This window comes from Paenarthrobacter sp. FR1, from assembly GCF_051106045.1.
Taxonomy (GTDB): Bacteria; Actinomycetota; Actinomycetes; order Actinomycetales; family Micrococcaceae; genus Arthrobacter; species Arthrobacter nitroguajacolicus_A.
Genome location: NZ_JBPFSF010000005.1, coordinates 359,641 through 382,593 on the forward strand (window position 1 = coordinate 359,641; position 22,953 = coordinate 382,593).

At 63.6% G+C, this 22,953-nt stretch carries 22 protein-coding genes and 1 riboswitch; of the genes, 13 read left to right on the plus strand and 9 right to left on the minus strand.

Annotation, left to right across the window (positions count from 1 at the left end; translation table 11 throughout):
* Positions 1-69: 69 nt before the first annotated feature.
* Positions 70-1,062 (plus strand): PaaX family transcriptional regulator, encoded by a 993-nt coding sequence (locus tag ACR30Z_RS12740; RefSeq protein WP_434372893.1) that lies wholly within the window; start codon positions 70-72, stop codon positions 1,060-1,062.
* Here ACR30Z_RS12740 and ACR30Z_RS12745 read toward each other — a convergent pair whose 3' ends face one another.
* The 3 genes from ACR30Z_RS12745 to ACR30Z_RS12755 form a co-directional block, all read right to left on the minus strand.
* Positions 1,063-1,860: a VOC family protein gene (locus ACR30Z_RS12745; RefSeq protein WP_434372894.1), complete on the minus strand. Its 798-nt coding sequence runs from the start codon at positions 1,858-1,860 to the stop codon at positions 1,063-1,065. It lies immediately after the preceding gene.
* Between the two features lie 143 nt (positions 1,861-2,003).
* Entirely contained in the window at positions 2,004-3,581 is a 1,578-nt protein-coding gene (locus tag ACR30Z_RS12750) for a phytoene desaturase family protein (RefSeq protein WP_434372895.1), read from the minus strand.
* A gap of 154 nt (positions 3,582-3,735) precedes the next feature.
* Positions 3,736-4,377 (minus strand): NADPH-dependent F420 reductase, encoded by a 642-nt coding sequence (locus ACR30Z_RS12755; RefSeq protein ID WP_144648749.1) that lies wholly within the window; start codon positions 4,375-4,377, stop codon positions 3,736-3,738.
* 81 nt (positions 4,378-4,458) lie between these two features.
* On the opposite strand from ACR30Z_RS12755, the gene ACR30Z_RS12760 reads away from it, so the two are divergent.
* Entirely contained in the window at positions 4,459-4,773 is a 315-nt protein-coding gene (locus tag ACR30Z_RS12760) for a hypothetical protein (protein WP_434372896.1), read from the plus strand.
* Complete coding sequence (locus tag ACR30Z_RS12765; protein ID WP_144648748.1) at positions 4,763-5,458, plus strand: HAD family hydrolase; 696 nt, start codon at positions 4,763-4,765, stop codon at positions 5,456-5,458. The genes ACR30Z_RS12760 and ACR30Z_RS12765 overlap by 11 nt, the downstream gene beginning before the upstream one ends.
* A gap of 22 nt (positions 5,459-5,480) precedes the next feature.
* Here the strand turns inward: ACR30Z_RS12765 and ACR30Z_RS12770 are convergent, their stop codons facing one another.
* Together ACR30Z_RS12770 and ACR30Z_RS12775 are read right to left on the minus strand one after the other, a co-directional pair.
* Positions 5,481-5,867, minus strand: coding sequence for a hypothetical protein (locus tag ACR30Z_RS12770; protein ID WP_144648747.1), 387 nt, complete (start codon positions 5,865-5,867; stop codon positions 5,481-5,483).
* Between the two features lie 109 nt (positions 5,868-5,976).
* Entirely contained in the window at positions 5,977-6,588 is a 612-nt protein-coding gene (locus ACR30Z_RS12775; RefSeq protein WP_144648746.1) for an NADPH-dependent FMN reductase, read from the minus strand.
* A 187-nt stretch (positions 6,589-6,775) separates the two neighbouring features.
* Here ACR30Z_RS12775 and ACR30Z_RS12780 point away from each other — a divergent pair, with 187 nt between their 5' ends.
* From ACR30Z_RS12780 to ACR30Z_RS12795, 4 genes are all read left to right on the plus strand, one after another.
* The gene (locus tag ACR30Z_RS12780; RefSeq protein ID WP_434372923.1) at positions 6,776-7,972 is read left to right on the plus strand and encodes a Re/Si-specific NAD(P)(+) transhydrogenase subunit alpha; all 1,197 of its coding nucleotides are present in this window, start codon (positions 6,776-6,778) and stop codon (positions 7,970-7,972) included.
* A complete protein-coding gene (locus ACR30Z_RS12785) occupies positions 7,972-8,301 on the plus strand; it encodes an NAD(P) transhydrogenase subunit alpha (protein WP_434372897.1) in 330 nt (109 codons plus the stop codon). Before ACR30Z_RS12780 ends, ACR30Z_RS12785 begins: the two co-directional genes overlap by 1 nt.
* Positions 8,298-9,671, plus strand: coding sequence for an NAD(P)(+) transhydrogenase (Re/Si-specific) subunit beta (locus ACR30Z_RS12790; RefSeq protein WP_434372898.1), 1,374 nt, complete (start codon positions 8,298-8,300; stop codon positions 9,669-9,671). The genes ACR30Z_RS12785 and ACR30Z_RS12790 overlap by 4 nt, the downstream gene beginning before the upstream one ends.
* Before the next feature lie 164 nt (positions 9,672-9,835).
* Entirely contained in the window at positions 9,836-10,027 is a 192-nt protein-coding gene (locus ACR30Z_RS12795; protein ID WP_244296526.1) for a hypothetical protein, read from the plus strand.
* 39 nt (positions 10,028-10,066) lie between these two features.
* On the opposite strand, the gene ACR30Z_RS12800 is transcribed toward ACR30Z_RS12795, so the two are convergent.
* From ACR30Z_RS12800 to ACR30Z_RS12815, 4 genes are all read right to left on the minus strand, one after another.
* Entirely contained in the window at positions 10,067-10,966 is a 900-nt protein-coding gene (locus tag ACR30Z_RS12800) for an amino acid-binding protein (RefSeq protein WP_434372899.1), read from the minus strand.
* Positions 10,967-11,115: 149 nt separating this feature from the next.
* On the minus strand, positions 11,116-11,592 hold the full coding sequence (mscL, locus tag ACR30Z_RS12805; RefSeq protein WP_144648742.1) for a large conductance mechanosensitive channel protein MscL: 477 nt from the start codon (positions 11,590-11,592) through the stop codon (positions 11,116-11,118).
* 133 nt (positions 11,593-11,725) lie between these two features.
* Positions 11,726-12,721: an agmatinase gene (speB, locus tag ACR30Z_RS12810; protein WP_434372900.1), complete on the minus strand. Its 996-nt coding sequence runs from the start codon at positions 12,719-12,721 to the stop codon at positions 11,726-11,728.
* Positions 12,718-14,100, minus strand: a complete 1,383-nt coding sequence (locus tag ACR30Z_RS12815; protein WP_434372901.1) for an MFS transporter — start codon at positions 14,098-14,100, stop codon at positions 12,718-12,720. The genes speB and ACR30Z_RS12815 overlap by 4 nt, the downstream gene beginning before the upstream one ends.
* Positions 14,101-14,265: 165 nt before the next feature.
* Between ACR30Z_RS12815 and ACR30Z_RS12820 the strand changes: the two genes are divergently transcribed.
* The 6 genes from ACR30Z_RS12820 to ACR30Z_RS12845 all read left to right on the plus strand — a co-directional run.
* Positions 14,266-15,756 carry a PucR family transcriptional regulator gene (locus ACR30Z_RS12820; RefSeq protein ID WP_434372902.1) on the plus strand — a complete coding sequence of 497 codons (1,491 nt, stop codon included), beginning with the start codon at positions 14,266-14,268 and terminating at the stop codon, positions 15,754-15,756.
* Between the two features lie 74 nt (positions 15,757-15,830).
* A riboswitch (glycine riboswitch) is annotated at positions 15,831-15,929 on the plus strand.
* Positions 15,930-16,078: 149 nt separating this feature from the next.
* Positions 16,079-18,925 carry an aminomethyl-transferring glycine dehydrogenase gene (gcvP, locus tag ACR30Z_RS12825; protein WP_434372903.1) on the plus strand — a complete coding sequence of 949 codons (2,847 nt, stop codon included), beginning with the start codon at positions 16,079-16,081 and terminating at the stop codon, positions 18,923-18,925.
* Positions 18,926-18,936: 11 nt separating this feature from the next.
* Complete coding sequence (gene gcvT, locus ACR30Z_RS12830) at positions 18,937-20,058, plus strand: glycine cleavage system aminomethyltransferase GcvT (RefSeq protein ID WP_434372905.1); 1,122 nt, start codon at positions 18,937-18,939, stop codon at positions 20,056-20,058.
* Between the two features lie 84 nt (positions 20,059-20,142).
* The gene (gcvH, locus tag ACR30Z_RS12835; RefSeq protein ID WP_018780328.1) at positions 20,143-20,526 is read left to right on the plus strand and encodes a glycine cleavage system protein GcvH; all 384 of its coding nucleotides are present in this window, start codon (positions 20,143-20,145) and stop codon (positions 20,524-20,526) included.
* Positions 20,523-21,842, plus strand: coding sequence for a serine hydroxymethyltransferase (gene glyA, locus ACR30Z_RS12840; RefSeq protein WP_144648736.1), 1,320 nt, complete (start codon positions 20,523-20,525; stop codon positions 21,840-21,842). Before gcvH ends, glyA begins: the two co-directional genes overlap by 4 nt.
* 275 nt (positions 21,843-22,117) lie before the next feature.
* Positions 22,118-22,953: serine dehydratase beta chain (locus ACR30Z_RS12845; RefSeq protein ID WP_434372907.1), on the plus strand; the 836-nt coding region annotated here is incomplete at its 3' end.

Genomic DNA, 22,953 nt, shown 5'->3' on the forward strand with positions numbered 1-22,953 from the left:
AAGTACCTGATGTGGCTGCTTGGTCCTGTTGCGGAGTTCAAGTGTTCCCCCATAGTAAGCATCCTTACTATGGCCTTGCCAGTTCGCGGCCTGAGGTTGAGCTGGCGGCGCTGCTCCCACGCCTATGATGAACTGAACTGGCGCCTGAACTGCGGCGCGGAAATGAGGACCCTTTCGATGTTCGCCGTCCCGGCACCCCCGGTGCGCCACCAGCAGCTGCTCGTCACGATCTTCGGGCTCTATGGCCGGAACGCGGGCGATGCTTTGCCGGTCTCTGCGCTGATCTCCATGCTGGGTTCACTCGGATATGACGCTCCGGGAGTGAGGTCCTCGGTGTCCAGGCTCAAGGCCAAGGGCGTGCTGAAAAGTGTCCGTGAGGACGGGATCGCCAAGTACAAGATTTCAGAGTCAGTCAGCGACGTCTTCCGCGAAGGAGATCGGCGGATCTTCGCTCCCGAGCAGCCTGCGCCGGTGGATACCTGGGTGCTGGCCGTTTTCTCGGTGCCCGAATCCATGCGGAACCGCAGGCACCAACTGAGGTCCGCGCTGCTGGGGCTGGGGTTCGGGTCCGTGGCCAATGGGGTTTGGATCGCTCCTGCGCACAAGTTGGAGCAAGCCCGGGAGCGCCTTACGGCCAGCGGGCTGATTGAGTTCGTGGACCTGTTCCGGAGCGACTACGTCTTTGACGGTCCCATGCGACCCAAGATCTCTGAATGGTGGGACCTCAAGGAACTCGATGAGCAGTTCACCGAGTTCCTGGAGCTCTACGACGGTGCGGAGCAGCAATGGACCGAGCGGGTAGGGGACGACCCCCAAGCTGCCGTGGCTGAGTCCACCGAAGAGCTGCGGCGCGACGCTTTCCGTTATTACATTCCGATGCTCACCATGTGGCGCAGGTTCCCGTACCGGGACCCCAACCTGCCTACCGACTACCTTCCTCCCGAGTGGCACGGCCCGGCGGTTCGCAGGACCTTCCAGGCCGTACATCGCTTGGCGGCGCCCCTTGCGGCAGCACACGCTCACGAAGTCATCGCTGAGGCCCTGGACCCGGCGGCAGCCTGACTAGTCGCTGACCGCTTGGTCGCCAGTGCTTGGTGTTGCGACGATGCCGAATGTTTCCCCCTGCGGCCCCTGCACGATCGCCATGCGACCAAACGAGCTGTCCATGATGGGCGCCAGCAGCGTCGCTTCCAAGTCCTGGGCCCTTGCGGCAGTTGCGTCAACGTCGTTGCTGGCAAGCCAGGCCAGCCAATGGTTCGGCACACCGTCCGGCATATCCGAGTCGTGGTGGACACCACCCACGTCGCGTCCATCCAACGGGCGCTTGAAGATGGAGTAGATGAAGCCATCACTGCTGGCGTCCTGGTAGCTGACGTCGAAGACTTCGGAGTAGAAGGAACGGGCGGCCGCGTAATCACGGGTGTGGAGTTCGTTCCAGCACAGGGCACCATGCTCGTTGACGCGTTCCGCCCCAATGTGGGTACCGGCCTGCCAAAGGCCGAAGACCGCGCCCACGTTGTCCATGGCCAATGCCATGCGGCCGGAATCCACCACATCAAACGGGGGAGCAATCAGCTGCCCTCCAGCCGCGACTACTTTCTTGGACGTGGCATCAACATCGTCCGACGCCAGGAACGTGGTCCATACCGTTGGCGTCCTTGGATCCTGCTTGGGGCCCACGCCCGCGACGGCGCGCCCGCCAACATGCGCCAGGAGGTACTCGCCGGAGCCTTCGCCGCCGGAAACGAATTCCCAGCCGAAGAGGTCCGCGTAGAAGGACTTTGCCGCGGGCAGATCATCGACACCCAAATCGACCCACATGGGCGTTGCTGCGGGCCAGCTCGAGATTTTGGTGGACACGGGACTCCTCGGGTGTAGGGCTCAGGGGCGCAGCTGCCTCCCCGGATGCCCTATGCGCCGAGCGTCCGGAGAGGCCGCCACCCATAAAGTGCGGGTGGGACCCGATTCGTGACACGGTTTGCCCTGCGAATTAACCCTGCAAATTAGCCCTGCAAATCCTCCAGAACGGCCATGGCCGCGTTGTGACCACCAAGGCCGCTGACGCCGCCACCGCGACGGGCGCCTGCCCCGCACATGTAGATGTTCGCGTGGCTGGTGGCAACTCCCCAACGTTCGGCCGGCGAAATCCGCGGAGAGTCGTCTTCCAGGAACGGCCATTGGAGGGGTCCGTGGAAGATGTTTCCTCCGGACATGTTCAAGGCGTGTTCCAGGTCAAGGGTGGTTTTCGCTTCGACGCAGGGGTTCCCATCGGCGTCCCGGAGAAGGAGATCCTCAATGGGCTCTGCCAGCACCGAGTTCAGCGATGCCAGGACAGCCGCCTGGAGCTCTCCCCGCAGTTGCTCGTTGTTCTCTTCAGTGACCAGCCGGTCCGGAACGTGCAGGCCGAACACGGTCAGTGTTTGAGCCCCTGCTGTCACGAGTTCGCCGGAGAGGATACTGGGGTCCGTGAGCGAATGGCAGTAGATCTCGCACGGGAGCGGTTGCGGGAGCGCGCCAGCCAGGGCTGCTTGATATGCGCCCTCCAACTGCCCGTAGTCCTCATTGATGTGGAAGGTGCCGCCGAAGGCCGCTTCGGGCGAAACGGACTGGTCGCGTAGTTTCGGCAGCCTGCTGAGTAAGAGGTTGACCTTGATCTGCGCGCCTTCCGGTCGGGTCCCGGAAACGGGGGAATTCCCCAACAGGCCCTCAAGCACCCACGGTGACACGTTGGACAGCACCCGCTGGCCTGTGAAGGCATACGTGGTGCCGCCGCGCTGGAACTGGACCCTTCCGTCGTCGGAAATGGCCGTAACTTCCGCATCCGGCAGCAGGACAGCGCCGGCATCCCGGGCAGCCCGCTCCAGCTCCTTCGATACTGATCCCATCCCGCCAACGGGGATGTCCCAGTCGCCGGTTCCGTTGCCGATCACGTGATACAAGAAGCAGCGGTTGGCATCCAGGGACGGATCATCAAGGGAGGTGAACGTGCCGATCAGGGCATCGGTGGCAACCATGCCCCGGACCAGATCGTGAGAAAGCCGCCTGGTGATGACCTCCCCGAGGGGCTCCTCGATGAATTCGGTCCACAGCTTGTCATCGCCTACGAGTTCCCGCGCCTGGGATCGCGTGGGCAGGGGTTCGCAGACGGTGGGGAAAAGGGCCTGCGCGAGCTTTCCGGTATCGGCGTAAAACCCGTCCAGCTGGTCAAAGTCCGCCTCCGCTCCGTGTCCCACACGCGCGAAGGATTTCCTGCTGGCCTCCGGATCGCCGCCATCAATGAGCAGGCCGGTCGCGGTGTCGTGCGGGTTGGGTGTGTAGGAGGAGTAGCGGCGGTGGACGAGATCGATGTTCAGGCCCAGCTCGCGGATGATCCGTTCCGGAAAGAGGCTGACCAGGTACGAGTACCGCGACAGGCGGGCCTCCACGCCCTTGAACGCTGCAGCGGAAACAGCGGCCCCGCCAAAGTGGGCCTCGCGTTCCAATACGGCCACGCTCTTGCCTGCCCGGGCCAGATAGGCGGCCGCCGTCAGGCCGTTGTGTCCGCCGCCAACAATGACTACGTCGAATTCGGTTTTTTCCATGCCGCGAGACTAACGCTGAAGTTTGGGGAACTTACCAGTGAAGTCCTGAAGGGTAAGAGAATCTGTTCCTCGCGGGCTATTTGCCTATGACGAGCATCACGTCCGGGGCGCGGAGGCGGCGGACACGCGAAAGGCGCCTGTCCGCCGTCGTGCGTCAGACCGTCCGGGTCGCTTTGGTGAGGTTTTCCCGCAGTTCTTCGGCGTTCTGCCGGATGACGTAGGCGGGGCGGTCGCGCTCGACACGCCAGCTGTCTTCGAGTGGGCCGATGTTGACGGTGTCGAAGCCGAACTCGTCGTACAGCCGGGTCACGAGTTCGGCCGCTTCCGGGAAGTCGCTCGCGGTGGCCAGTGCGCGACGGTTGGGCGTGCCCGCGGGTGCGCCGTCGGTGGTGATGTCCTTGGCGAAGATGTGGTTGAAGCCCTTGGCTACCTTGGAGGTCGGCAGGTGCTTTTGGAGCAGTCCGGAGGTGGTGGCTTCGCCGTTATCCAGTTCCGGAATGCGGCCGTCGCGCTCCCAGTAATAGTTGTTGGTGTCGATGACCACCTTGCCCTCCAGCGGCTCAGTGGGGATGTCCTGGTAGTTCTTCAGGGGAACAGTCACGACGGCGAAATCGCCTGCCGCTGCTGCCTCGGCTGCCGTTGCGGCCCGGGCGCGCTGCCCAAGTTCCGCAACCAGCTCGCCGAGCGTCTCGGGACCCCGTGAGTTACTGATCACGACGTCGTAGCCAAGTTCCACTGCCTTGCGTGCAACCTGGCTGCCAATGTGTCCTGCACCGATGATTCCGATTGTTGTCATGTCGGTGCCAACAAGATGTTGCAGGCGCCTATTTCCCGCGTTACGCAATATTTCGGAGGGTTTATACTAAGTAGTCTTACTATGCGGTTTGTCATCGAAGGCGAGGAGGTTGGGGTGGCCGGGCATTTGGAGCTGGTTGAAACCCCTGATGGGGGATATCGAATTCTGGTGGTGGACGGCGAGGACGCCTTGATGGGCCTCTCCAAGCGCTTTTCGTCGGTGGATGATGCTGTGGAAGGGGTGGCTTCCCTCCGGGAAGTAGCTGGTACTGGCCTGCTTCGCACGGCAACGGCGGGGCGCTATGCCGTCCTGATGCTGGAAGAACCAATCATCGATTCTGCGCTCGCAGCGCAGGGTGCGCAGATTCAATCGAAGGTGGCTAATTGTGGCAGCTGATACGTCGTCCAAAGAGAAGCGCGGAGTCCTCTTTGATGTGGACGGAACCCTCATTGACTCCAGCTACTTCCACGCACTGGCCTGGTGGCAGGCCTTCCGGCGCGAAGGGTTGGACATCGAAATGTCAGCAATCCACCGCCTCGTGGGGATGGGGGGCGATCGCCTCATTCAGACCTTGGTCCCGGACTGCTCCGAGGATATGCAGGAAGAGCTGAAGTCGGCGCACGGCGCGGTGTTCTCAACGTTCTGGCCGACGCTGCGCCCCTTTGGTTCAGTGCGCGAGCTCCTGGCCGGATGCTCCAGCGCAGGGTTGGCCGTGGGTTTGGCGTCGTCGGCCCAGGAGCGGGACCTTGAGGTGAGCAGGCGGATCCTCGACGCCGCTTCCTCCATTGATGCGTGGACCAGCTCCAACGATGCCAAGGAAAGCAAGCCCGCCCCGGACATCCTTGTGGCCTGTCTCGAGAAGCTTGGTGTGAGTCCGGAAAATGCCGTATTTGTGGGCGATGCGGTCTGGGACGTCAAGGCCGGAGCGGCCATTGGGATCCCGGTCATTGCCCTGACCTGCGGTGGAATCAGCGAAGCGGAGCTGCGCGAAGCGGGTGCCGCGGAGGTCTATGACAATCCGCGGCACCTGCTGGAACACCTGGAGACCAGCCTCATCGGCAAGCTCGCGGCAGGGCGCTGAGCGGCCAACCCGCCGGAAGCGGCTAGCGCTGCTGGTCGCCGATTCCCTTGTCCCGGCCGCGGCGGTTCCGCATGGTCCAAATGATCAACGCGATGATGATGGCTGCGGCAACTGCTGCCAGTACCCAGGGGACCACGTCGGTTCGCGTCTGCTCCTGCTGGCCCGTCTCGCCCGTCCCCGGGTTGGCCGGTCCGGTGCCCGCGGGGTTGGGGGCGTCGGATGTCGGCTCCGCGGTGGGTGTTGCCGTGGAGGGCCCGGACGGATTGCTGGGTTCCGGTGTTGGGGTGGCTGTGGTGGCCGCAACGCTGCCCTGCATGCCGACGGACGCGGTGGCAGATACTGCGGTGGACAGTGCTGAGCTCGCGAGCAGGGTCAGCGCCAAGGTGGTCAGAGCTAATCTACGAAGCATCGTTTTCTCCTGGGAACGGGGTCGAGAACGTTGTGGTAGTAAGCATACTGACTATTGGCGGGATGTGGGGGTGGCACCCGTAGTGCGACGGGCAACACCCCCGGAACTCCTACCGCGTGAGCTTAGAGGAATCCGGTTCCTGGTCACCGATGTGGCCTGGTGCGTTGGCCGCGAGGACGCGCTGGACAAACGCGCTGTACTCCTCCATGTAGTGCCGCAACAGTTTTGCGGTGCCTTCGTCCTTAACTGAACCGTCGTCGTCGTAAGCGTCCGCAACGAAACGGATGTAGGCCTCAGGCGCGTTCAATTGCGGCGCATCCAGGAAACTCAGCACGCTGCGCATGGAGGACTGCATCACCGCGGTGCCGATGCCACCGGGCGAAGCGCCGATGATTCCGGTGGGTTTCCGTGCGAACGAGTTGGTGCCCCACGGGCGTGAACCCCAGTCGATCGCGTTCTTCAGCGCGCCCGGGATGGAGCGGTTGTACTCGGGGGAGACGAACAGGATACCGTCCGACGCCGCAATGGCATCCTTCAGTTCGCGGCCCGCCGGAGGGAAATCGGCGTCGTAATCCGAGCTGTAGAGGGGGAGGTCCTTGATGGTGATCTCATGGAATTCCAGCTCCGGGGGCGCCACGCTGATAAGCGCTTTGGACAGGACCCGGTTGATGGAGGTACTTGAGAGGCTTCCGACGAAATAGCCGATCTTGAATGAATCCATAGCGGCGTTCCTTCCCGACGGCACGGCCGGAACCGGCTCGTCGACGGTGTGGTGGCTGGTTGCCCCCAGCTTCCACCGACCCTAGTGGACTTGTGCACATAGCGCAGCCCCCTACTCCCGCCCGGCCCCTTGCAGTCATAGACTCATGCCAACTGGTTTCTGGAGCGTTCCGGAAGAGGGGTGGCGGGTGAAAGCAGGCATAGCGCGCGAGGCGCTCGATGGGGAGCGACGTGTGGCCGCCACGCCGGAAACGGTCAAGCAATTGGCGGGTTTGGGCCTTGCGGTAGAGATCGAATCCGGCGCGGGGCTGGCTTCCGGCCATAGCGACGATGACTACCGGCAGGCAGGTGCCTCCGTGGTGCAGTCGCTGGATCTCGGGGCCCTGGACGTCTACTGCCACGTCCGGCCCATGGAACCGTCGACGGCGGGGGCCCTCCGCCGGGGAGCCATCACCGTCGGCTTGGGGTCGCCGTCGTCCGAGTTGCCTACGGTCCGGGCGCTCGCCGCCGGGGGAATTACCTCGTTTGCGATGGAACTGGTTCCCCGCATCTCCCGCGCCCAATCCATGGATGCCCTGACCTCGCAGGCTTTGGTGGCTGGCTATCGCTGCGTGCTCGAGGCAGCCATGCGACTACCGCGGTTCTTCCCGCTCTACATGACGGCCGCCGGGACTATTCCACCGGCCCGCGTGCTGGTTCTTGGGGCAGGTGTGGCGGGCTTGCAGGCGATCGGCACCGCGAAGAGGCTCGGTGCGCGGGTTTCCGCCAACGACATCCGCCCTGCCTCGGCCGATGAAGTGGCTTCCATGGGCGGAACGTTCATCAAACTGGACCTCGAAACTGCGGAAGCCTCGGGCGGCTACGCCCGGGAACTGAGTGCGGACAGGGGTGCGCTGCAGCGTGCACTTTTGACGCCACACGTGGCCCAGGCGGATGTGCTGATTACCACGGCCGCCGTTCCCGGCAGGCGGGCCCCACTTCTGGTCACACGGGACATGGTCCAAGGCATGCGTCCGGGGTCGGTAGTGGTTGATCTGGCGGCAGAATCCGGTGGAAACGTCGAAGGGAGCATCCCAGGGCAGGACCTTCCCATTCCCACCGGTGATGGCCAGGGCATCGTAACGCTCGTGGGAATCAAGGACGCGGCGTCGGCCATGCCCGCGGACGCCTCGCGCCTCTACGCCAAGAACGTGGCCAACCTGCTGGCCCTCATGACCCGGGAGGGCGTGGTTGCGCCGGACTTCGACGACGACGTGGTGGCCGGCACCTGCCTCACCCACGACGGTGAGGTCCGGCACGCCCCCACGGCGGAGGCACTCACGGCGCTGGCCGGCGAGACCGCGCCTTTTGGAAGTACTCACCCCGGAACCGAAGGAGTGCGCTGATGGATGGCATGAGCCTGCTGACGATCACTGTGCTGGCCGTATTTGTGGGCTTTGAGGTCGTTTCCAAGGTCTCCAGCACCCTGCACACACCCCTCATGTCCGGGGCCAACGCGATCCACGGCATCATCCTGGTGGGGGCCATCATTGTGGCCGGGCAGGCTGCAGATCCGTGGGTCCTGGCGGTCGCCCTCCTGGCCGTAGTCCTGGCCACGGCCAACCTCGTGGGCGGATTCGTGGTGACCGACCGCATGCTGGAGATGTTCCGCGGAAGGCAACGGCCGGCGTCGAACGTTGATGCAGTAGAACCCGCCGAGGAGCGACGCCCGTGACGCTGCTCAACCCCACCTGGACGGCGCTGCTGTACCTCGCCGCGGCGGCCTGCTTCATCCTGGCCCTGAAAGGCCTGAACTCCCCACGGACTGCCCGGCGCGGAAATCTCATCGGTGCTCTTGGGGCGTTGCTTGCCGTGGTCACCGTGTTCGTTTCCGTGAAGCTGGACAACATTCCTTGGATCCTTGGGGCTATCGCGGTGGGATCGGGAGTGGCTGCTCCGGTGGCGCGCAGGGTCCAGATGACGCAGATGCCGCAGCTCGTGGCCCTCTTCAACGGGGTGGGTGGTGGTGCCGCCGCGCTGGTGGCCTTGCTGGAGCTCTCGCATTCGGACGACCCTTGGGTCCGCCTGGCAATTGTGTTCACCTTGCTGGTGGGCGCGGTGTCGTTTGCCGGCTCAGGAGTCACCTTTGCCAAGCTCCAAGGGCTCATGACCACCCGGCCGGTGACGTTTCCCGGCCTGCCCGCCCTGATGGCCTTTGTATTGCTGGCCGCAGTGGCGGCTGGTGTTGTGGTGATCCTGAACGGATCTTTGGTCCTCGCGCTGACCCTATTGGTGCTGGGGCTTGCAGCAGGCATCCTCCTGGTGTTGCCGGTGGGTGGTGCAGACGTGCCGATTGTCATATCCCTCCTGAACGCCTTCACCGGTTTGGCTGTGGCAGCGTCCGGGCTGGTTCTGGGGAACGTGCTCCTTGTGGTGGCGGGAACACTGGTGGGGGCCTCCGGCACCATCCTCACCCGTGCCATGGCCGCGGCGATGGGCCGCAGCGTTGCCGGCATCATGTTCGGAGCCTTCAAGGGAGGCTCCACTGCCGGATCCACCGCCGTCAGTGAGCGGCCTGTCCGTTCCTCCAGCGCCGAGGACGTCGCGGTGCTGCTCGGCTATGCACAACGTGTGATCATCGTTCCCGGATATGGTCTTGCCGTCGCGCAGGGCCAACACACCGCGGCCGAGTTGGCCCTGGCCTTGGAAGCACGGGGGATCGATGTCGACTTCGCCATCCACCCCGTTGCCGGCCGCATGCCGGGGCACATGAACGTCCTCCTGGCCGAGGCCAATGTTCCCTACGAGTCGCTGAAGGAAATGAGCGACATCAACTCCGATTTCAGAACGGCCGATGTTGCCTTGGTGGTGGGCGCCAACGATGTAGTCAACCCGGCCGCGAAGACCACCTCGGGTTCGCCCATCTACGGAATGCCCATCCTGGAAGTGGCCGATGCCCGGCAAGTGGTGTTCCTCAAGCGCTCCATGCGTCCCGGGTTCGCCGGGATTGAAAATGAACTGCTCTACGAGCCGCAGACCACACTGCTCTTCGGTGATGCCAAGGATTCCTTGACCAAGGTGCTGGGGGCTGTGAAGGCGCTGTAGCGGCCCATTCCCTGAACTTGGCCACGTAACTGCGTCATGGACCGATGGTTGAAGGCACTGGACTTGTACAGAACCATGTACAGCAGGCTAGGAGTCGTCGGGTGCAAGACAGTAGGAAAGAGCCGTTGTTTGGGTTCCGCTTCGTCCAAGCACGGGGCAGGAGGGTGAACAATTGGACGTTGCTGGTTGGCCAAACTGTTCAAGTCTGGCGTGGCGACGACATCGTGGACCAAGGCATGGTGGAGGCCGTTACTCCTGACGGCAGCATTCTGTGGCTCACGCAAAGGGGAGCAATTGAACGACGGATGGTGACGAAGGAACGCGGAACGGGCCTCCGGGTCCAGCTCATCAACTGAGCAGCATCCCTGACGCGCCGCGTGCTCGGCTGAACAGTGCTACGTCCGCTTCGCTGCGCCCACCGGGGAGGAACGCCGTGGCTCAGCCGGACGGTGTGCCAAAATTTCCGCAAGTTCAGCCAGCCTGTGCGCTCGGGCTGATTCCGCCGGAGTGAACGGCTCGCCCTGCCGCGAGAACACCAGCGGTCCATGCCAGGCTGTCGGAATCTTCAGGATGTCCGTTGAAGGCCCGACGCCGGCAGTCACCTCGCCCTTTGGATGTTCCGGATCGATGGGGACTACTTTCGCGGAAAGCAGCTCGGCGACTGCCATCGGAAGTTCCTGCGGATTCCCGGCCACGCGGGTGGCGAGGCTCAGCGCCTTGGTTTGGCCGTCAGCCATGGCCAGCGCGGTGGTGGGCCACACGTGGGACTCACGCCCGCCGCCGTCGTCCAGTGCTTTGAGCAGTTCCTGCTCGGTGACGTTTCCCGGTGCGGAGAGGACGAACTCGTCCATCACCACGTTGTCCATCCCAGTTCCGGCCATCAGGTGGACGTGCAGGCTGAGAATGTTGGTGTCCAGCTTCGCAAGGGAGTGGGTGATTTTCTGCAAGGAGCCTGGCTGGTCGTGGAGCAGCGTGCGCGCCCGCCACAGCGATGGCGCCAGGTGCAGTTGTCGTCGCTGGCGTAGTGCGGAAGCATGCAGCCAGCGCCTGAGGACCTTCGCGGCTGATGGCTCAGCCACCCAGATGACCAGGACTGTAGCGGTCACCGCAAGCAGCAGGACCTTGGCAAAGTAGGGGAGGTGGGTTTCCACAACTGCGGCATGCACCAGAAGTTCGATGGGAAGCATGACCGCGATGTTGGCGAGGGTGAGCCGGGCTTTGGGCGGTTCGGGCAACTGGCCGCAGACATCACAGAGGAGGTCCGCGGTGACGGGAGTGCTCGGGTTGGGCTTCATGGTTTCATGCTGCCCTGCCCCTGTTTCGAACCCGTTGCCCGCGCGTCACGTTCTGGGTACGGCCCGGTGAACGCAAGAACCCGGCGTTCTCGGGGGAGAACGCCGGGTTAAACGACGCGGCTGGGAAGGGGCGCTGGTGTGCGCTGGTCCTAGCGGATGCGGTCGGAATCGAGATCCGGGTCGAGGTCGGAATCCAGATCCGAACCGCGCTCCGCGTTGCGGGCTGCGGCTGCGTCCTTCAGGAGGTCGCGGATCTCGGCCAGCAGTGCGGTGTCTGCGGGCAGCGGCTCTTCCTCGGGTTCCTCGGTGGAGAGGCGGTCCTTGACCAAGGAGTTGATCTTGTTCATGGGCGCCACGAAGATGAAGTAGACCACCGCTGCGGTGATCACGAAGGTCACCAAAGCAGTCAATACGGCGCCGATGTTGACGAGTGTGGCGGGGTTGTTCTCCCAGATCTTGAAGCCGAGCCCGTCAGCGTTCATGCCGCCGGCGGCGGCGATCACAGGGTTAATGATGTTGTTGGTGAAGGCTGTAACGAGTGCGGTGAAGGCACTGCCGATAACGACCGCGATGGCCAGTTCGATCACGTTTCCGCGAAGTATAAAGTCCTTGAAACCCTTAAACATGGATGGTCCTCCGGTTGGGTGCGTTGTCTGCCTCAGCAGGAATCAAACTACCATTCCGGTGTTTCCAGTGGGGGTCAAGTGACCAGGGAGGAAACTTGACCCCCACGGCGTGCCTCAAACAAACACGTCCAGGTCAGGCTCTAGCCGCTTCGAGTTCGTGGCCGGACACGGTGGCTCCCTTACCTCGATTTACCATCAGGGCCAACAGGTCGAACACCACTGTCGCCGCGGCCACACTGGTGATGTCGGCATGGTCGTAGGCGGGGGCCACTTCAACCACGTCGGCACCTACGATGTTGATACCGTTCAGGCCGCGGAGAAGTGCAAGAAGTTCGCGGGAGTGCAGGCCACCCATTTCCGGGGTACCGGTGCCCGGTGCGTAGGACGGATCCAGGACGTCGATGTCGATGGAAACGTACACGGGAGTGTCACCCAGCCGCTGCTTGACTTGGTCGATGGCCGCCGGGACGCCGATGACGTCTAGGTCGGAGCAACGAATGATCTGGAAACCGAACTCGTGGTCCCGGAGGAAGTCGTTCCGATCGTAAACCGGCCCGCGGATCCCGACGTGCATGGATTTGTCTTCGATCAGCAGGCCCTCCTCGAAGGCCCTCCGGAAGATGGTTCCGTGCGTGACTGGCTGGTCGAAGTACGTGTCCCAGGTGTCCAGGTGGGCATCAAAGTGGAGCAGTGCTACTGGACCGTGCACTTTGTTGAGAGCCTGCAACATGGGGAGCGCGATGGTGTGGTCGCCGCCGATGGAGATCAGCTTCTTGTCTGTGCTGATCAGGGGGCGGGCTTGTTCTTCGATCTCGCGGATTGCCCGGGTGATGTCATAGGGAGTGCAGGCGATGTCGCCGGCATCCACGACCTGGACTTCGTTGACTGGCTCTACATCCAACTCCGGGTGGTAACCAGGGCGCAGGAGGCGGGAGGCTTCGCGAACTGCGGCCGGACCAAACCGGGCCCCTGGGCGGTAGGAGGTTCCGCCGTCGAACGGTACGCCGACTACGGCAATGTCGTAGTCGGGGACGCGATCAATCTGCGGCAGCCTCGCAAACGTTCCCAATCCGGCGTAGCGGGGAACCTTGGTGGCATCGACGGGGCCAATGGGCTGGTGAGTGGTCATGACAGGGATCCTTCGGTTACTTTGTTGGGCTCCGGGGTTGCCGGCTTCTTTTGGGAGGTGAGTTCTGAGAGGGACTTGTTGGCCGTTTCGGGTGCGAGCAGGAAAGTAGCCACCAAACCCACCAACGAGATTCCGGCGCCGATGAGCAGCGAACCTGCAGCGCCGAAGCTCACGATTGCGACGGGCATCAAGTACGTGCTGGCGGCCGATCCAATTCGGCTGACCGCGGTGCCGAAGCCCACTGCCGTTGCGCGAACCTCTGTGGGGAAGAGCTCGTTGGGGTAGACAACTTCGAGGAAACTGGAGGCGCCAGAGGCCAGAGCGAAGATAGCCAGGGCGATGAAGAGAGGCGCGGCTTGGACGTCGGGAATGAAAGCCGGGATGGCCAGGGCCACCACGATGACCCCGAAGCTCGAAAGAAGCAACTTGCGTCGCCCGATCTTTTCAACGAGCCAGAGCCCGGGAATGCCACCCACCACGAACAACATGGAAATCAGGAACGATCCTCCGTAGAGGTTGGCATCGCCGGTCAAACCCATTGAGTGCAGGAGGTCCGGAGCAAAGGTGTACACGGCGAACAGGGGGATGACCTGCGCAGTCCAGAAGATGGAGACGAACAGCGTGCGTTTCCAGTATTGGCCCCGGAAGATATCCAGGAACCTGCCCTGCTTCGCCGGTCCCTCGCTGTCGGAAGCGATATCAGCCAGCCCATACTGCTGTCCGTAGACCTTCTTGATGACAGCTTCGGCCTCCTCGCGCCGTCCGCGCGAGAGCAGCCAACGTGGGGACTCGGGAGTCCCCAACCGGAAGAGCAACGTAATAACGGCGAAGATCGCGGGGCTGGCGACCATCCAGCGCCAGGCATCGGGTCCCGTGTCGCGGAGCAGATATCCGACGGCGTACGCGACGGCCGCGCCGACCGCCCAGACAACAAACGTCGCTCCGAGAAGGCGCCCGCGGTGCTTTTTGGGCAGGAACTCTGCCAAGAGGGACGTGGCGATGGGGTAGTCGGCGCCAATGGCCATCCCCAGGAAGAACCGACAGAGGACTACTTGCCAAATCTCGGTGGCGAAGCCGTTCAGCACGGAGAACAGTGCCAAGGCGATCAGGTCGGCAATGTACATCTTGTGTCGGCCGATCTTGTCGGTGAGCCAACCGAAGACGCCGCCCCCGAAGAAAATGCCGACAAGGCTTGCCGCACCTACCAAGCCGATCTCTGCAGGCGTCATGTCCAGGCCGGGAATCATGGTGATCAGTGCGATACCAATGATCGACAAGGCGTAGCCGTCTATGAAGGGCCCGCCGGAAGCGAAGAATGTCAGCTTCTTGTGGAACGTGGTTAGTGGGGCGTCATCAATGAGGTTGCTGGTTGCGCTCATTGCAAACCCTCTCTCGTGAGTGCTCATCGTTGAGCAGGGGAAGTATGTAATTGAAGTCTTGGTGATGCAGGTCACGGAGGATAGAAGTACATTGACTACAAATGGCGGGGGTGCTTAGACAAGTGTCTAAAAACTGCCAAATGCATGAGAAGGGTAGCCGTAGCAATGGCAATCACCGTCGCTGAACTCGTCGCCGAACCGCAGCTGGGCCTGACAATCCTGGCCGGCTCGGCAGGAATGGATAACCGCATCACCTGGGCTCACACCTCGGACCTGCCCCGGCTCTGGGAGTGGGTCACGGGCGGCGAACTCATGATGACCAATGGTCTCTCGATTCCCGCCGACGCAGACGGGCAAGTGGCGCTCGCGGAGGCCCTGATGGACAGCGGTGCCAGCGCCCTGGCCATCGGAGAGAAGATGCACGCGCCGACCCTGACCGCGGAATTCCTGGCGGCGTGCGATCGGCTCCCCTTGCCCCTGGTCAATATTCCGTATCCCTTGCCGTTCATCGCCATCGCCAGGTCGGTTGCGGAGTCCTCGCTGCTCGAAGAGTCGCGTCGGCTCCGGCAGACGGCGCGCGTCTATGATCTGCTCCGCACCGCAGGTGCCTCCGAGGACCATTGGCAGAGCCTCGTTCAGCGGCTGGCGACCGAGTTGGACGCGGACCTGTTCGTCGTGGATCGCCGCTGCCTCCATCCCTGGCACCCCGATGGGAAGGCACTCCCGGAGTTCCTCGCTGATGCCTGGGCGCCGTCGTCGGGGCAGGTGACCCCTGCCGGGAAGAACTTCCAGTGGCACCGAATCCGGGGCAGGCATGTGCTGACCATGGACATTCCCACCCATGCCAATGCGCTCTTGGTGGTGCTGCCCAACAGCGAACCGCACCCGGACGCCGTCGTACTTCTGCACGCCGCAACCGTGCTGGGACTGCAGCTCTCGCGCATCGTCCTGTCGCTGGAAGGCCGGCACCGGGCCGCGGGCGAGTTCTTGCTTCAGGCCTTCGACGGCCGTCTGGGAGCGGCTGAGATGGAAAGCAGGTTGGCGGCCTTCGGGGTCCCGGCAGCTGGGTTTCTGGTCGCCTCGATTCAAGCGGACGACGGCGACAGGCTGGCCGGGGTGCATATCGAGCTGTGGCGGCACGGGGTTGCCTCTGTCACCTTGATGCGGAATACCCGGCTGCACGTGGTGGTCCCGGCCGACGTTGACGACGACGTCCTGGCCCACTGTGGCGGGAGTGCCACCCTGGGCATCAGTGCCCCCGCTGCGGTGGCCAACATCCAGCGTGCCCTGCAGGAATCCCTCTGGGCCCTCGGTTCGGCCCGCGCGAACAAGCTGGACGTCGCCCGGTATGCGGAGGGGCCCTCATGGTTGGGCTTGACGGGTTTCGAGGAAGGAACGGCTCTGGTCCGGCGGTTGCTGGGGCCGATTTTCGATTATGAACAGAGGCAGGATGGCGATCTCATTGTCACTTTGAGGACGTATTTGGACTCGCAGCGATCGTGGCAGAAGACAGCTTCAGCGCTGTTCGCGCACCGGCAAACCATCATCTACCGGATCCGAAAAATTGGTGAGCTGACAGGCCTGGACATGGGCGAAACCTCCACGGTGGCGCAACTCTGGTTCGCGCTGCAGATCCACGAGGCCATGCACGGGTAGGGGCCGCTTGCTTGCACTTTTGCGAAACCCCACGCTATGGTGTGAAGCGTGTCACTGACGTGATGCAACGCTTTTGATCTGCGGCGGGAGAGTCCTGCCGGTACATCCAGTCAGGCGCCGTAGGAGCAAATCCTCCCCAGGAATCTCTCAGGCCCATGTACCGCCGCGGTTAGGCAACTCTGGAAAGCAGTCCGGGCAACCGGGCTCACCGACGGTGCAAGCAGGCAACCATCCCTGCGGAATCTCTCAGGTCCAATACAGAGCGGGGAGGAACCCCACATCATCGTGGCGCTCATTGGGCGCCTGAATCATGGAGTTCCTCTTGACTGTTCAATCAACCCCCACCGCCTTCGCGGACCGGCACATCGGCGCCCGCCGCCAGGCCGACGTTGACACCATGCTCAAGGCCATCGGCTACGACTCTGTCGACGGCCTGGTAGACGTCGCCGTCCCCGATTCCATCCGCCAGGACACCGCCCTGAAGCTGCAGGACGCCCTCACCGAGGTGCAGGTCCTCGCCGAGTTGCGCAAGCTTGCTTCCAAAAACAAGACCGCGGTTCAGATGATCGGCCAGGGCTACTACGACACCGTCACGCCCCCGGTCATCCGCCGCAATATCCTCGAAGCTCCGGCCTGGTACACCGCCTACACGCCGTACCAGCCTGAAATTTCCCAAGGTCGCCTTGAAGCGCTCCTGAACTTCCAGACCATGGTGCAGGACCTCACGGGACTGCCCGTTGCCAACGCTTCCCTGCTGGATGAAGCCACCGCCGTGGCCGAGGCCGTGCTGTTGATGCGCCGGGCCAACAAGAACAAGACGGCCAAGGATGGCAAGACTGTCCTGGACGCCGACCTCCTTCCGCAGACCATCGCCATCGTGAAGGGCCGCGCTGAGGCGCTGGGCTTCGAGGTGGAGGTCGCGGACCTCTCCGCCGGTCTGCCCGACGGCGACATCAACGGAGTCGTCCTCCAGCAGCCCGGTGCTTCGGGTCGGGTTTTCGACCACTCCGGCGTCATTTCCGACGCGAAGGAACGCGGCGCACTGGTCACCGTGGCCGCCGATTTGCTGGCGCTCACCCTCATCACGCCCCCGGGCGAACAAGGTGCAGACATCGCCGTCGGAACTGCGCAGCGCTTCGGTGTTCCGCTGTTCTTCGGTGGTCCGCACGCGGCCTACATGGCCGTCCGTGAAGGCATGGAGCGGACGCTCCCGGGCCGCATCGTCGGAGTCTCCAAGGACAACGCCGGCGTCCCCGCCTACCGCCTCGCGCTGCAGACCCGCGAGCAGCACATCCGCCGTGAAAAGGCCACGTCCAATATCTGCACGGCCCAGGCCTTGCTCGCCATCGTGGCTTCGATGTACGCGGTCTACCACGGCCCTGAAGGCCTGAAGGCGATCGCCGAAACCGTCCACGGCCACGCCCGCACCCTTGCCACTGCGCTGCAGAAGGCTGGTCGCGAGCTCGTCTCAGATTCCTTCTTCGGCACCCTCACCGTCCGCGTCCCCGGCAAAGCAGACAAGGTCATCGCCGCCGCCGAAGCCCGCGGCATCAACCTGCGGATCATCGACGCCGACACCGTGGGGGTTTCGGTTGATGAAACCACGACGCCGGAGGTCCTGTCCTCGGTGGCCGTCGCCTTTGGTGCCGGCCCGGTGGGGGACGCCTCCGGGTTCGAGCTGCCCGCAGACGTAGTCCGCACCTCTGATTTCCTGCAGCACCCGGTGTTCAACACGCACCGTTCCGAGACGCAGCTGTTGCGCTATATCCGCAAGCTGTCCGACCGGGACCTCGCTCTGGACCGCACCATGATCCCCTTGGGTTCCTGCACCATGAAGCTGAACGCCACCGCGGAGATGGAAGCCATTTCCTGGCCGGAGTTCGCCTCGATCCACCCGTTCGCTCCGGACCACCAGACGGCGGGTTGGCGCGAACTGATCGAAGACCTGGAAGCCGACCTCACTGAGATCACCGGCTACGACCAGGTGTCCATCCAGCCGAACGCCGGTTCGCAGGGTGAGCTCGCAGGCCTGCTGGCCATCCGCGGCTACCACCTGTCCAACGGCGATGACCAGCGCAACGTCTGCCTCATCCCTGCCTCGGCTCACGGCACCAACGCAGCCTCGGCCGTGTTGGCCGGCATGAAGGTCGTCGTAGTGGCGACGGCGTCCGATGGCACGATCGACCACGATGACCTGAAGGCCAAAATTGAGGCCAACAAGGACGTCCTGTCCTGCATCATGATCACCTACCCGTCCACGCACGGTGTGTACGACGCCGACGTCCGCGAAGTCTGCGATGCGGTCCACGCAGCCGGTGGCCAGGTGTACGTTGATGGCGCCAACCTCAATGCGCTGGTGGGCTTGGCCCAGCCGGGCAAGTTCGGCGGCGATGTCTCGCACTTGAACCTGCACAAGACTTTCTGCATCCCGCACGGCGGTGGCGGTCCGGGCGTTGGTCCGGTTGCAGCCAAGGCACACCTGGCCCCGTTCATGCCCGGTGACGCGAACAGTGAATCTGCCGAAGGCGGCGTCGCGATTTCGGCCTCCCGCTACGGTTCCGCCGGGGTTCTTCCGATCTCCTGGGCGTACGTGAAGCTCATGGGCGGCCAGGGGCTCACCGAGGCAACCAAGTCCGCGCTGCTGGCCGCCAACTACGTGGCTTCCCGGCTGGATGAGCACTTCCCCATCCTGTACACGGGCGAAGGCGGGCTTGTTGCCCACGAGTGCATCCTGGACCTCCGCGAGCTGACAGCCCGTACGGGTGTCACGGCCGAGGATGTGGCCAAGCGCCTCATCGACTTCGGCTTCCACGCGCCCACCCTGGCTTTCCCGGTGGCAGGCACCTTGATGGTGGAACCCACCGAATCCGAGGACCTGGCAGAGATCGATCGCTTCATTGAAGCCATGATCACCATCCGTGCCGAAATCGAGCAGGTGGCCACCGGCGATTTCACTGTTGAAAAGTCGCCGCTGCGCAACGCGCCGCACACGGCTGCCGCCGTCGTAAATTCCGCCTGGGACCGCGACTACCCGCGTGAGCAGGCCGCCTTCCCGGTCCACCACCTCAAGCAGGACAAGTACTTCCCGCCGGTTGGCCGCATTGACGGTGCCGCGGGGGACCGCAACCTCGTGTGCTCCTGCCCGCCCCTCACGGACTTCGAAAACTAAGGACTCCTGACATGTCTGAGAACTACACCGCTCTGTACGAGCAACACAAAAAGGCCGGCGCTTCCTTCACGGACTTCGGCGGCTGGCAGATGCCCCTCAAATACGAGTCCGAACTCGCCGAGCACCACGCGGTCCGCAACGCAGCCGGCCTCTTCGACCTCTCCCACATGGGCGAAGTCTGGGTCACCGGTCCCGAGGCCGCAGCGTTCCTGGACTACGCCTTGGCGGGCAAGTTGTCCGCGATTGCGGTGGGCAAGGCCAAATATTCGCTGATCTGCAACGTCGACGGCGGCATCATCGACGACCTCATTACGTACCGTCGCGCTGACGATAACTTCCTGGTGGTCCCCAATGCGGGCAACGCCAAGGTGGTCGCAGCGGCGCTGGCGGAGCGGGCAGCCGGTTTCGACGTCGTGGTTCAGGACGCTTCGGCGGACACCTCGCTGATCGCCGTGCAGGGCCCGAACGCCGAGGCGATTCTGCTGAAACTGGTGCCTGGTGAGCAGCACTCCTTGGTGACGGAGCTGAAGTACTACGCAGCAGTTGAGGTATCCATCAACGGCGAGGACCTGCTCTTGGCCCGCACCGGGTACACCGGAGAAGACGGGTTCGAGATCTACATCCCGAACGTTGACGCCCCCGGTCTGTGGGAAGCGCTCCTGGAAGCAGGCGAAGGCCACGGACTCATCCCCGCCGGCCTTGCCGCCCGGGACTCCTTGCGCCTCGAAGCCGGAATGCCCCTCTACGGCAACGAACTCTCCCGCCACGTGAACGCCTACGCCGCAGGTCTTGGCCCGGTAGTTTCCCTGGCCAAGGAAAGCGACTTTGTTGGCAAGGAAGCACTCGCCGCGATCAAGGCTGCCGGCGTCGGAACCACCATCGGCCAGAAGCTCGTAGGCCTCAAGGGCACCGGTCGCCGAGCCGCCCGCGCCCACTACTCAGTCCTCAAGGACGGTTCCCTCATCGGTGAGGTGACCTCGGGCCAACCAAGCCCGACGCTGGGTTACCCGGTGGCGTTGGCGTATGTCGACGTCGAGCATTCCGAACCCGGGTCCTTCGTGGACGTCGACCTCCGCGGCAAGGCAGAGCCATTCGAAGTGGTGCCGCTGCCGTTCTACAAGCGCCAAAAATGAGAGTTTTCGTACACATAACGCCCTTATGAGGCCCTTTTGAGGGCATCAGCTGTACAAAAACTCGAAGAGAGAGAAGGAATTGGAATGAGCAAGGTAGTAGCTGAATTGAAATACTCGGCCGAGCACGAATGGGTTGCCGCTGACGGGGACGGGCCTGTGGGGATCGGGATCTCCGCCGTCGCCGCTGACGCTTTGGGTGACATCGTGTACGTGGACCTGCCCGAGGTTGGTTCCACAGTCACTGCGGGCGAGACCTGTGGCGAGGTGGAGTCCACCAAGTCCGTGTCCGATCTGTACTCGCCTGTGACGGGTGAGGTGACCGAGATCAACGACGCCGTTGTCGGAGATCCCGCCCTGATCAACAACGACCCCTACGGCCAGGGCTGGCTGTTCAAGGTCGCCGCCACCGAAGAAGGGCCCCTCATGTCGGCCGAAGAATACGCAGCAGCGAACGGAGGCGAACTGTGAACCCCGTGTCGGTAACCGAGTACCAGCAGGTTGTGTCGGCGTCGTTGGACGCCCAACTCTCCGAGCTGGACCCCGAGATCGCCGCAAAGATCGACGACGAACTGGGCCGCCAGCGCGACGGCCTGGAAATGATCGCATCCGAGAACCACACTGCCGTGGCTGTCATGCAGGCGCAGGGTTCGGTGCTGACCAACAAGTACGCCGAGGGCTACCCGGGCAAGCGCTACTACGGCGGCTGCGAGCACGTCGACGTCATTGAGCAGCTGGCCATTGACCGCATCAAGGCATTGTTTGGCGCCGAGTACGCGAACGTCCAGCCGCACTCCGGTGCGCAGGCGAACGCCTCGGTGATGCACGCGCTGATCAAGCCGGGCGACACCATCATGGGCCTGAACCTCGCCCACGGCGGCCACCTGACGCACGGGATGCGGATCAACTTCTCCGGCAAGCTCTACAACGTGGTCCCGTACGGGGTTCGCGAGGACACCCATACCGTGGACATGGTGGAGGTGGAGCGCCTGGCCCAGGAGCACAAACCGGCACTGATCGTGGCCGGCTGGTCCGCGTATGCGCGGCAGCTGGACTTCGCTGAGTTCCGCCGGATCGCTGACTCCGTGGGCGCCTACCTCATGGTGGACATGGCCCACTTCGCCGGCCTGGTGGCCGCTGGCCTGCACCCTTCGCCGGTCCCGCACGCGCACGTCACCACGTCCACGACGCACAAGACGCTGGCCGGTCCGCGTGGCGGCATCATCCTCTCCAACGACGCCGACATCGCCAAGAAGATCAACTCGGCCGTGTTCCCGGGCCAGCAGGGCGGACCTCTGGAGCACGTGATCGCGGGCAAGGCTGTCGCGTTCAAGATCGCTGCCTCTGAGGAGTTCCGTGAGCGCCAGGAACGCGTCCTGGCCGGTTCCCGCATCCTGGCCGAACGCCTGATCCAGCCCGACGTCGCTGCGAAGGGCATCTCGGTGGTTTCCGGTGGAACGGACGTGCACCTGGTCCTGGTGGATCTGCGCAACTGCGAACTCGATGGCCAGCAGGCCGAGGACCGCCTCGCCGCGATCGACATCACCGTCAACCGCAACGCCGTACCCTTCGACCCGCGCCCGCCCATGGTCACTTCCGGCCTGCGGATCGGCACGCCCGCGCTGGCTACGCGAGGCTTCGGTGAAGCGGCCTTCCGTGAGGTTGCGGACATCATCGCCGAGGCTTTGATTGCCGACGCCGAAGCGGACCTTTCCGGGCTGCGTCACCGCGTTGAAGCACTCGCTGCCGCGCACCCGTTGTACCCGGGCACGGCAAACCTGGGCTAGTCGCTAGGTTGCGCTGACCGATTCGGGGGCTCGCTGCGGAGTGCGCCGTGCGAACGGCATGTTTCGCAGCGAACCCCTGTTCCGGCCGAGGCGCTCCACGGCGTAGGCACATTGATCTCCCGGGTGGGCGGTCGCTTGGGAACGGGCGCCCACATAAAGACCGGGTTGGAGGTCCGCACTGGGACCTCCGGGGGCCGGGCCGCCTTGGCTCGGGATTGGCCCGGCCCCCACATTCTTTGTCTTTGTTTCACTCTTCCCTGAAAGGGATCCCAGCTATGGCTGTTGGCGTTTTCGATCTGTTCTCCGTGGGTATTGGTCCGTCGAGTTCGCATACTGTGGGGCCGATGCGGGCCGGGGCGGTGTTTGCCCGTGAGCTGCGTGAGTCCGGTGTGCTTCCTGCCGTGGCCGGGCTCCGTGTTGATCTTTATGGCTCCTTGGCTGCCACGGGCAAGGGGCACGGCACCTTCACTGCTACCTTGCTGGGCCTGGAAGGTTTCGAGCCCGAGGAGATCCTGCCGGACGAGGTCGAGGAGCGGCTGGCCTCGATCGCTGAGAGCGGTGTGCTGAACCTTGCTGGTGCGTCCGGTGGGGGTGTGGAGTTGCCGTATGCGGTGGAGGATATGGTGTTGCATCCGTTGACGGTGTTGCCGCGGCATACGAACGGGATGAAGTTCGCCGTGGCTGATGCTGAGGGAAACATCGTGCATGAGGCGACGTTCTTTTCGGTCGGTGGTGGGTTCATTGTCCGGGAGGGTGAGGAGGACGCTGCCCGGCAGGAGTTGGAGGAGACGAAGGCGGAGTTGCCGTTGCCGTTCAGGACGGCGGCGGAGTTGTTGGGCCGGTGTGCGTCCAAGGGTCTGGGGATTTCAGACATCATGTTCATCAACGAGCGGGCGTCCCGGTCTGAGGAGGAGATCCGGGAGGGTCTTTTGCATATCTGGTCCGTGATGGAGGCCTGTGTTGAGACGTCGTTGAAGCGTGAGGGTGTGTTGCCTGGTGGTTTGCGGGTCCGGCGTCGTTCGCCTGATTGGTTGGAGCGGTTGCTGAAGGAGGACAAGGACCGGAATGATCCGAAGTATTGGCAGGAGTGGGTGAACCTGATCGCTTTGGC

What these genes read in the sequence shown, in the direction of transcription:
- gcvH (WP_018780328.1), top strand. Translation starts at nt 20,143, where the DNA reads ATGAGCAAGGTAGTAGCTGAATTGAAATACTCGGCCGAGCACGAATGG.
- mscL (WP_144648742.1), bottom strand. Translation starts at nt 11,592, where the DNA reads ATGTTTAAGGGTTTCAAGGACTTTATACTTCGCGGAAACGTGATCGAA.
- ACR30Z_RS12820 (WP_434372902.1), top strand. Translation starts at nt 14,266, where the DNA reads ATGGCAATCACCGTCGCTGAACTCGTCGCCGAACCGCAGCTGGGCCTG.
- ACR30Z_RS12800 (WP_434372899.1), bottom strand. Translation starts at nt 10,966, where the DNA reads ATGAAGCCCAACCCGAGCACTCCCGTCACCGCGGACCTCCTCTGTGAT.
- gcvT (WP_434372905.1), top strand. Translation starts at nt 18,937, where the DNA reads ATGTCTGAGAACTACACCGCTCTGTACGAGCAACACAAAAAGGCCGGC.
- ACR30Z_RS12750 (WP_434372895.1), bottom strand. Translation starts at nt 3,581, where the DNA reads ATGGAAAAAACCGAATTCGACGTAGTCATTGTTGGCGGCGGACACAAC.
- ACR30Z_RS12740 (WP_434372893.1), top strand. Translation starts at nt 70, where the DNA reads ATGGCCTTGCCAGTTCGCGGCCTGAGGTTGAGCTGGCGGCGCTGCTCC.
- ACR30Z_RS12770 (WP_144648747.1), bottom strand. Translation starts at nt 5,867, where the DNA reads ATGCTTCGTAGATTAGCTCTGACCACCTTGGCGCTGACCCTGCTCGCG.
- speB (WP_434372900.1), bottom strand. Translation starts at nt 12,721, where the DNA reads ATGACCACTCACCAGCCCATTGGCCCCGTCGATGCCACCAAGGTTCCC.
- ACR30Z_RS12755 (WP_144648749.1), bottom strand. Translation starts at nt 4,377, where the DNA reads ATGACAACAATCGGAATCATCGGTGCAGGACACATTGGCAGCCAGGTT.
- ACR30Z_RS12775 (WP_144648746.1), bottom strand. Translation starts at nt 6,588, where the DNA reads ATGGATTCATTCAAGATCGGCTATTTCGTCGGAAGCCTCTCAAGTACC.
- ACR30Z_RS12760 (WP_434372896.1), top strand. Translation starts at nt 4,459, where the DNA reads ATGCGGTTTGTCATCGAAGGCGAGGAGGTTGGGGTGGCCGGGCATTTG.
- ACR30Z_RS12815 (WP_434372901.1), bottom strand. Translation starts at nt 14,100, where the DNA reads ATGAGCGCAACCAGCAACCTCATTGATGACGCCCCACTAACCACGTTC.
- ACR30Z_RS12785 (WP_434372897.1), top strand. Translation starts at nt 7,972, where the DNA reads ATGGATGGCATGAGCCTGCTGACGATCACTGTGCTGGCCGTATTTGTG.